6 protein-coding genes and 2 pseudogenes are annotated in these 8,530 nt (G+C 58.4%); 4 read left to right on the forward strand and 4 right to left on the reverse strand.

Annotation, left to right across the window (positions count from 1 at the left end; genetic code table 11):
* Positions 1-1,127, reverse strand: a pseudogene (locus HMPREF3167_RS09635) (IS30 family transposase); the annotation flags it as partial.
* A gap of 84 nt (positions 1,128-1,211) precedes the next feature.
* Positions 1,212-1,655, reverse strand: a pseudogene (locus tag HMPREF3167_RS10190) (transposase); the annotation flags it as partial.
* Between the two features lie 139 nt (positions 1,656-1,794).
* Here HMPREF3167_RS10190 and HMPREF3167_RS10195 point away from each other — a divergent pair.
* Positions 1,795-2,148 (forward strand): type IIL restriction-modification enzyme MmeI, encoded by a 354-nt coding sequence (locus HMPREF3167_RS10195; protein ID WP_016423158.1) that lies wholly within the window; start codon positions 1,795-1,797, stop codon positions 2,146-2,148.
* 70 nt (positions 2,149-2,218) lie between these two features.
* Here the strand turns inward: HMPREF3167_RS10195 and erm are convergent, their stop codons facing one another.
* The gene (gene erm, locus HMPREF3167_RS05950; protein ID WP_016456425.1) at positions 2,219-3,073 is read right to left on the reverse strand and encodes a 23S ribosomal RNA methyltransferase Erm; all 855 of its coding nucleotides are present in this window, start codon (positions 3,071-3,073) and stop codon (positions 2,219-2,221) included.
* A gap of 1,474 nt (positions 3,074-4,547) precedes the next feature.
* Between erm and HMPREF3167_RS05955 the strand changes: the two genes are divergently transcribed.
* The 3 genes from HMPREF3167_RS05955 to HMPREF3167_RS05965 all read left to right on the forward strand — a co-directional run bounded on the left by HMPREF3167_RS05955 (position 4,548) and on the right by HMPREF3167_RS05965 (position 8,180).
* On the forward strand, positions 4,548-4,856 hold the full coding sequence (locus tag HMPREF3167_RS05955) for a helix-turn-helix domain-containing protein (RefSeq protein WP_024058948.1): 309 nt from the start codon (positions 4,548-4,550) through the stop codon (positions 4,854-4,856).
* 171 nt (positions 4,857-5,027) lie between these two features.
* Entirely contained in the window at positions 5,028-5,297 is a 270-nt protein-coding gene (locus tag HMPREF3167_RS05960) for a hypothetical protein (protein WP_049181627.1), read from the forward strand.
* A gap of 1,644 nt (positions 5,298-6,941) precedes the next feature.
* Complete coding sequence (locus tag HMPREF3167_RS05965; RefSeq protein WP_210382974.1) at positions 6,942-8,180, forward strand: coiled-coil domain-containing protein; 1,239 nt, start codon at positions 6,942-6,944, stop codon at positions 8,178-8,180.
* Between the two features lie 92 nt (positions 8,181-8,272).
* Here the strand turns inward: HMPREF3167_RS05965 and HMPREF3167_RS09970 are convergent.
* Positions 8,273-8,530: hypothetical protein (locus HMPREF3167_RS09970; RefSeq protein ID WP_210382975.1), on the reverse strand; the 258-nt coding region annotated here is incomplete at its 5' end.

The raw sequence follows: 8,530 nt of genomic DNA on the forward strand, positions 1-8,530 counted from the left end.
TCACCGTCCACCGGAATCATGACACCCCAAAGGACTTGTCGTGGTGTGTCGTTGAGCTCGTTTTGCACCCAGGCGACGTGCTCGGGGGTGACTTCGGCGAAGTCGGTGCCCTTTTTGTAGAAACGGCGGCGGATCTCACCGTTGGTGTTCTCGTTGGTCGGCCGCTGCCACGGCGCGTGCGGATCGCAAAAGTACACCTCGCAGCCGTCTTTGATGCGCACACGTGCGGTTTCAGCCATTTCCACGCCTTGATCCCAGGTGATGGTCTTGAGCTGTTCAGCGTTGAGGTCTTTGACCATCTGCTGGATCGTTTCAATCACCGTCATCGATGTGTGTTCGGTGGGCAGATGACCAAGCAGGGTGTAGCGGCTGGTGCGCTCCACCAGGGTAATCAGCGCGCTTTTGCCGCCGGTGCCGATGACAAGATCGCCTTCCCAGTGCCCGGGGATTGCCCGGTCGTCAGCCTCTGGGCTGCGCTTGGTGATTTCAGCGCCTTTGATCCACGGCTTACCGGTGAGCACACCGGCATTACGGGGCCGGGCTTTTCGCCGCTTGCCGCCGCGGATGAGCACATCTTGGGTCTTCATCACCGCTTCAAGCTCGGCGCGCAAGCTGCCTTTGCCCTGGATGTACAAGGCACTGTAGATCGCTTCGTGGGAAATACGCATGCTTTCATCATCGGCGAAAGCATGCTGAAGCCACACACTGATGCGCCCGGGCGACCACCGGCGGGCAAGACACGTCACCACCACAGCACGAAGTGCCGGGTTGTCGTCGAGCTTGCGCACCTTCGGCCGATGCGCACGCGCCTTGGCGCCCAGGCCGGCTTGCCGGGCGTTGTAGTACACCGTGGCCTCACCGTCTTCGCCGGGAACTTCCCACCCGTTGCGGGCGATTTCCCGGCTGATCACGCTATGGTGGCGCCCCAGAAGTGCTCCGATCTGTCTGGCTGACATTCCCTGGTTGCACCCATGTTGGATCGTCAGGCGGTCTTCATACGACAGTCGGACCCCGCAGCCGACTTTCACACGGTCCTCGGCATAGTCGGCAGGCGCGTGACCTGCCTGTGTTTTCATTGGTGCTGGCACGGAATCAACTTTGCTGTGTGCAGGTGGTTTTACCGTGCAAGCCTCCGGCGTGTCCGCGCGCTGTGACGCATCACGGTTTCCGCCCGCCTTCTCCTGGCGTGCTTGCTGCACCCAGCGATACACCGAATTCGCAGACCGGTCGAACGCCGCCGCAACCTTGTCAACCGGCTCACCAGCCAGCACCCGTGCGACCGCGTCAGCTTTCTGCTGCGGGGTGATGCGGGGCTTTTGCTGCAGTTCGGTCAGCACGCCGACTTTCGCCAACCGCTGGTACAACGCCCCTGGTGACATGCCTAACGTCGCAGCCGCATCCGGTACCGACATACCTGAAGCCACCAGCGCCACCGCCTCGTCGATGAGCTGGTCGCGCTGAAGCGCCAACGCCTTCATCGGTGGGAGTGCGCCTGCTTGCTTGACCCATTCATAAACCGTGGCCTCTGCCACACCGGCATCACGAGCAATCTCGCCGACATCATCGCCTGCAACAAGCCGCGCCACAGAAGTAGCCTTCACATCTTTCGGAGTCCAACGACCAGCCACAACAACCTCCAAGTCGAGGTGGCGCATTCACCCACTGACAACTCCATGTATCCCCACTATCTATTTTTTCCGTTTTTCGGAGTACATCGGGAGCTACAACTGCGGACCAGCTCTGTGTGAACTAGATGAGAAGGCGCAGCAGCGAATCATCGACGCTGGACAGTTGGTGCTGCGGGCACGCGAGCGGCACCCCCAGCGGTCACTCGCGGAGCACTACAACCCGTTATCGATGGACCCAATTCTGCTCAAGGCCCACAACAACTTGGACCGGGAAGTCGATAAGGCTTTCGATGTGGCACGCAAACTCACCAACGAGCGCCAGCGCCAGGAGCTACTGTTCGCCAGCTACGGGGAGTTGGCGAGGGGCTATGTCTCCTCGCTTTCATCAAAATCGAAACCACCAGCAGGGTCGTTCCCCGTGCGGGTGATTTTGATCGGTCCCGCTGCTGGGTGTAGAACCCTGTCGCTGGCAACGCCGGGAACTATGACTGTGCCCGACGAGAACACGTCACTGCCATAACGCGGCTCACGGTAGACGAACATGGGTCGTTCACTACTACTGGTGGATTTCGGTTTTGGTGGTGGGGGGATTACCGCCGCCGGCCTCGATTTTTCCGTTGAGGAGGGCGTTGACTACTTCCCGATTGTGAAATGGGCCGATGGCGCGGTGAAGAGGAACCAGTCACCTGGAAGAGATCGATCCAGTCGCTGGTGTGCAATCTGGGAGGTAGGGTTGCGGGGTCGATTCCTCGCGAGCGCAACCATGATTGTGTCTCTGAACGTGATGAAAACAACCCTGCCCTTCGGAGAATTTCCCCTATCCCGCGTCCCCGGGCGGTGAAAACGGTGTGCACCATCGCCTGAAAGGCTTTGCGTTGCTCTATCGGGATCTTCGGGTCACCCACCCGGCGGATCACTAAGATCCCCCCGTCAACGTTTGGCTGTGGCCGGAAAGCAGACCTTGGTACTCGGGAACCAAGGTGAAACGTGAACCATGGGGACCACTGAGCTGTCATCATCGTGCTTGCACCTACCCCGGCCCGGCGGCGAGCGACTTCCCACTGCATGAGGAGTACAGCGGCAGTCCATGCCGGCGCATGCAACAACTTTCGAAGAATGGCAGTGGTGAGGTGAAAGGGAATGTTTCCCACAATGACGCAGGGAGTGGCGGGTAACGGGAAGTTGAGGAAATCATCATGGACCACTTCGACCGACGCCGAGGCGGTCTTTTTTGTGAGTTTGGCAGCTAGTTTTGCGTCTACCTCAACTGCCGTTATTGCCCTCCCCAAGTGGGATATCGGGTGAGTGAGGGCACCGCTTCCTGGCCCGATCTCAATGATGGGGCCGGAGGTTTGTTTTACAAGATCGACGATGGAGTTGATGATCTTGTGGTCTGTGAGAAAATTTTGGCCATGTTCGTGACGGCCGTATCCGTATGTAGACATCAGGTGTGCTCCGTGGAGTTGAAACGGAGCCGGGCATGGCAAATGGCCGCCCGGCTAAAGGACCGGAGCGGTTTCTAACCTGCGGGAGGGAGAAAACCGCCTTAGCGGCTGGTGAGCGGCCGCATGAAAACGGAACCTGAAATCAACATGGGCCTATCGTATCCAATTAATTTCGCAGGGTCCAATACGGTGAGAAAGAAGACAACCGCACCGCAACAGTGCAAGACCTCTCTGGATTGGAATTTAATTGAACATGGGTTTGGGGTACGACGCGCCCTACTCGGAGTGGCACGGACACTACGGCTGCGCGCCCACACACACAACAGTAAAGAGCTCGGCAATGCACAGACACGTAACGAGAGCGCCACAAATGTATGTACGTTTAAGTTACAGCATCGACACTGACGCTCCACATGGAGGGACGGCCGCAGCCCTGCAGCAAGCACACGGCAGGGTGTCTGCTTCGGGCGACGTGAAATTACGCAGAAAAATACGAAACACATCACCGCAGGTCACGGTAGGTATTTGCGGGTCATTTCGTAATCTCGTAAACGAAAAGAACAAAACTACGAAACACAAAAACATACGTTGAGCAGCGTAAATGGTTTTCGTTTCGTAATTTTTCCACTTTTTGAAGAAAATCTAAATAAGAAGAGACACCTTGATTGCGATTGTGTCCCGTGTCACATAGCTGCAACCCCTGCAGCGTGCCCTCAACGAGGACGCTCTGTGTCGTAGACATGTGCCTGCAATGCGTGTCTGTGTCTCTCTCTTAAAAGGTTTGGGTCGAAATACCGCAAAATTACGAAACACCGCCGAAATGTGACGTGTCTATGCAGGTCACAGCGTTATCGCGTGTTTCGTAATTTGGTTTTCCGATTTTCGTAGTTCTACGAAACCGCAGGTAGAGCGTTTCGTAATTTTTTCGTATTTTGATCGGCAAATTACGAAACGAGGTCAAAACTACGAAACGAGCACACTATAGACGTGTCACAGGTCACAAAAAGGCGCGCCCCTTGCGTGTCACCATGCCGCCACACAACAGCTGCCCCACCACAACACCCCAGCCGTGCCACGTGGCGTGTAGAAACGTGCTCGGTTCGATTCGTAAAGATTAGGTCGCAGGCTATTGTGCGCGACGCATAAGTTCCGTACGATGGCCCCCAGACCGTATGTGGCGTTTTAATTCGTTTTTGGTTTAGCCAGCCGCATACGGGGGATAACCCCGAGGATAATTCATAAAGAGACAGCCTCTCGACCGTGATAGGCGCGGTTCCTCCGACGAGATAGACCGGTCGGCAACGGCATTGCCAACCACAAAAGCGGTCAGGTAGGGAGTAAGCGCTCCCGTAAAGCGATGGGACGGCAGACCACCGTTCTAGCGAGTTGAGCACGGCACTCCAAGCCGCCTGAATAGCAAGCCGGTAAAGCACCCCGCTCCGGGACAGATCAATCTGCCCAGGAGCGTTTTTCTATGTCCGAAAAGGACACGACTACCGCCGTCGCGCCACGCTTTTACACGCTGCAGGAACTCGCCGATCTCGGCGTCGGCTCCGAGTCCACGTTGCGAAAAGCTATTAAAGAGGGCCGTCTTTCATTCCACCGTTTCGGCACCGCCTATCGGATTCGCCAAGACGATCTCGACGCCTACCTCGCGGCCGCACGCCGCCCTGCCCCGCAGCTATTCGACGGCTTCGTCGATGCCGTCGTGAATGCAGCGCCCCAACTGACAGATGAGCAGCGCCAGCAGCTCGTCACGGTGCTGGGCGGTGTGAAGCACTAATGCGGACAAACCCGCCTACGACGAGATCCCGCCGCTTAGCTCAGCTAGTCAGGCTGGGTCTTGAACTGAGTGCGAGGGCTGATGGGTGATGGCCGTGCTACTACACACGCGCGCTCCACCGTCGTGCCCCGAGTCCAAATAAACAGTTCATTCAACCAAGGAGAACAAACCATGTCTTTCAGAGACGATTACGCAGCAGCGCTGCGCGATGAGCAGCAAGCAAAAGATACCGTGAACGAGGCGCGCCGTGCACACAAAGCGACAAAGGAGCGCCTTGCGCAGTTGCGCAAGTATGCCGAAGAGTTCGAGGTGAATCTCGACGGTGACAAGTCCGCCAGCACCGAAGGGGACAGCGATACACCTGAGAACGGTGACGGCGACACGCCTGAGAGCACCGAGGGCAGTAAGCCGAAGCGGCATCTAGAAGTTGTACCCGACTAACCCTTTAGCCGTACACGCAATCACCTCATGTGTGTACGGCCACGCGGCGTGACGACGTACAGCCGTCACGTTTGATGTCGCCACACACCCCGCTCGCAAGGGCGGGGTTTTCGCGTGTGTGCGGGTGGCTGCGGCACCGCTACACGTGACACTGTCACGATGCTTGCGCCGGTGTTGGCGACGGGGCATATAAGCACCTGCCCCGTCGCCTGGATCATCCGCCACATGGCTGGCGGTATGTCGCGCTGCTGTCATGCGCGGTTCCGGCCGGCATAGTTTCGTGTGGATGTGAAATATGCCGAAGACGGGGCCGTGGGTGCAGCAAAGACAGCAGCGTGGACAGAGCAGATTTCAGCAACAGTCATGTTGCTGAAGTTGTGACCGCGACGGCAGATGGTATGCGGCGGACGCCGCATTATGCCGCGTCGGTAGAAACGCCAATATCCATCTCGGCAGGCTTGCCGTGATGGAGCGTTTCGTGATGACCCAACCACGACACATCGATGCTGGCATATCCGATTACATATCGACGGGATATATCGGATTGTCAGCAGTGTCGTGACGTAAAGCATGGGTCATCACATAAGGTGCAGCGCCAGCTGCACTATTGGGCACCTTGACCGGAGCGTAAGCGGAGGGAAAGGTAGACCCAGCCAGACCGAGCGAGCGAGGTCTGAGTCTGGGGCTATAAGGGGCGGCGCGCCAGCGCCGGGCAGCGGGTTATGCGAGCGCCAGCGAGTAGTAATACCCGGTGCAGTGCCTCGGCTATGCCGAGCGCCGGAGCGCAGCGGAGGCGTCGCACCCCCTTATGCCCTTTTCCCCCTTCTACCCCTATAACGACAAACTCATAGGGGTTTTGACACAGAAGGGGGCTGCGACCTGCGTGTTTCGGGTCTTTACGTGGTCTTCGACCCTTACCCGAAACGGCCCGTTGATGCGCGAAGCGCACATGGTGCCTACGCAAAACCTGCAGGTCGCCACGCTGCGCGCACCACATGCGGCGTCAGCCGTTGTATGTCGGTCTTAAAGTAAGGGCCGATGACGGGTGGAAACGCCGCTTGCGGCGTCTTCCCGCGTCATCGAGACACCTGCAGCGAGCTTGCGAGCAAAAGGTGTCTAACCGAACGGCAAGACCGACATCGCCTACGTGGTGCGCACAGCCACACCCTGCACCGTGACACCGCCGTTAGGCGGTCATTGCAGGGTGGTTACAATCCCGCAGCGAGCCATCCGCCGCCAGGCGGTGTTGATGCTGCTGCGGGTGTTGAGACACGGGCCTGATTAATACACTCCATATCGGCCCGTGCAACAAGCACACTATCGGTGCAGACGTATCACGCTCGCGGCGGCCATATGCGCGTAAGCCGCATGTAACGGACACCGCCAGCGACGTGTGTTTCGCGAGCGCCCGCTCGCAGCAGATCCAGCGGCAGCTGCTGACACAGATACATAGCGCCGCGACTCGATTGGTTCATCTTTGTGGCAGCGGCTGTACGGCCCTGTGGCGGCCGTAGACGCCTCGGATGGACGGAGTGCGCGTGCAGAAGAACAGTTTCGAGACGTCGCTGTTCGTCGTGTATCTGCCGAAGTCGATGTGCAAGGAGATCCCCGACTACTACACCAGTGAGGGGGGACGGGCGCGAAGTGAAACGTCCGCGCTATGTCGCCCGCGACTCCGAAGAAGCAAAGAAGTACCCCGAAGAGTCAATGCGTTGGCTCGCCGAGAACTTCATTCCCGGCGGTATCGACGCAGTCGCTGGCGGTGATATGAACTTCGACGAATCAACGCCACACATCCAGTTCCAGGCGGATACGTTCTCACCGAAGCCCGAAGATCCCGACAAGCTCCGTTGCCGCCCCGGCATCGCGTACAACACTGACACCTCAGTGCGGTACACATCCGGCCCGAAGAAGGGCAAGCAGATCTCGGGTAACCAGAAGTTCATCGACGCGCAACGGGGCCTGCGCGAACACATGCACTCGCTCGGCTATCCGGTGGAACTAGAAGTCTCCGAACGTCATGACGAGTCACTCAACCTCGACCGCTACACCGAGCAACAAGACCGGGAGCGCGATCTCGCCAAGCGCGAGGATGATGTGGAAGTCAAGAAGCGATCCGTGCAGCGCGACATGGACGCAATTGATCGTGACCGCGAGCAGGCTGCTAAGGAACTTGAACAGGCGCAAGAAGCCCGCGAAGCAGCCCAGCGCGTACAGGAGAATGCTGAAGCACAGGCTCGCGAGGTTGCCGAGCGTGTGCTCAAGGAAGCACGCGAGAAGGCCGAGCAAGAAGCCGAAGAGATCCGCAGCGAAGCACGCAAGGATGCTGAGCAGGAGTTGGGCCTGGCCGAAGCGCAAGCAGACGAGCTGCTCGAACGAGCCGAAGAGACTGCGCGGGCCAAGGCGGGCGATATTACAGCCGCAGCTCGCAGCGAGGCGGAGGCGATCACTCGCAAGGCCGACGAGGCACGTAAGCAAGCCGAACGAGACGCAGAAAAGATCCGTAGCGAAGCACGTGACGAGGCGAAGCGTGAGGCAGAAACGATCCGCAGTGAGGCCACGCGGGACGCTGAAAACACACGTAGCGAAGCGCGGAGCGACGCTACAGACATCCGCGATGCAGCACGCAGTGAGGCCGAAGATGAAGCCGCCATCATCATCGAAGAAGCGGTGAAGTCAGGACAACAGTTGGAGCACTTGGATAAGAAGTTCCTGGTGCAAGAACTGCATCGCAGCCCAGAGTTGCTTGAGCGTTACACGCTGTTCAGGCAGTCGCAGACCTCAGGCAAGAAGGGCGGGGCGCAGCAGCGTGCACGCGAGCGCATCGAGAAGCGCCGCCAGCAGCAACAGCAGCGTGATCGTGATGGCGGTATGGAGTTGTAGCACTGCTCTCCCCTGCCCTGTACGGCCTTCTGCGGGCCTAACAGGGGGCCGTCGGCGTCGTAGGTCATTGGCGGCGGGTAAACGGCTGATATTCAGCGAAAATCGAAGAAATCTCGGCTAGGCGGGGCCGGTGTCACTACGTTGCGCAGTGAATTGGCCTGTTGAGTGGCGGAGATAGTGCGCAGCACGTCGGTGTGTACGACGGGGCATGTGCTGCGCAGAAGAGATGTCCGTAGAAGGGCCGACAGAATGTCGTTGTCATTCTGTTGCGTAGTAAAGGTGTCAATAGGATGACAAACCACTTCACTGCCCAATTCACATTGGGGTGTCATGATTCCGGTGGACGGTGA

The organism is Trueperella sp. HMSC08B05 (genome assembly GCF_001808405.1).
In the GTDB taxonomy this organism is placed as follows: Bacteria; Actinomycetota; Actinomycetes; order Actinomycetales; family Actinomycetaceae; genus Trueperella; species Trueperella bernardiae.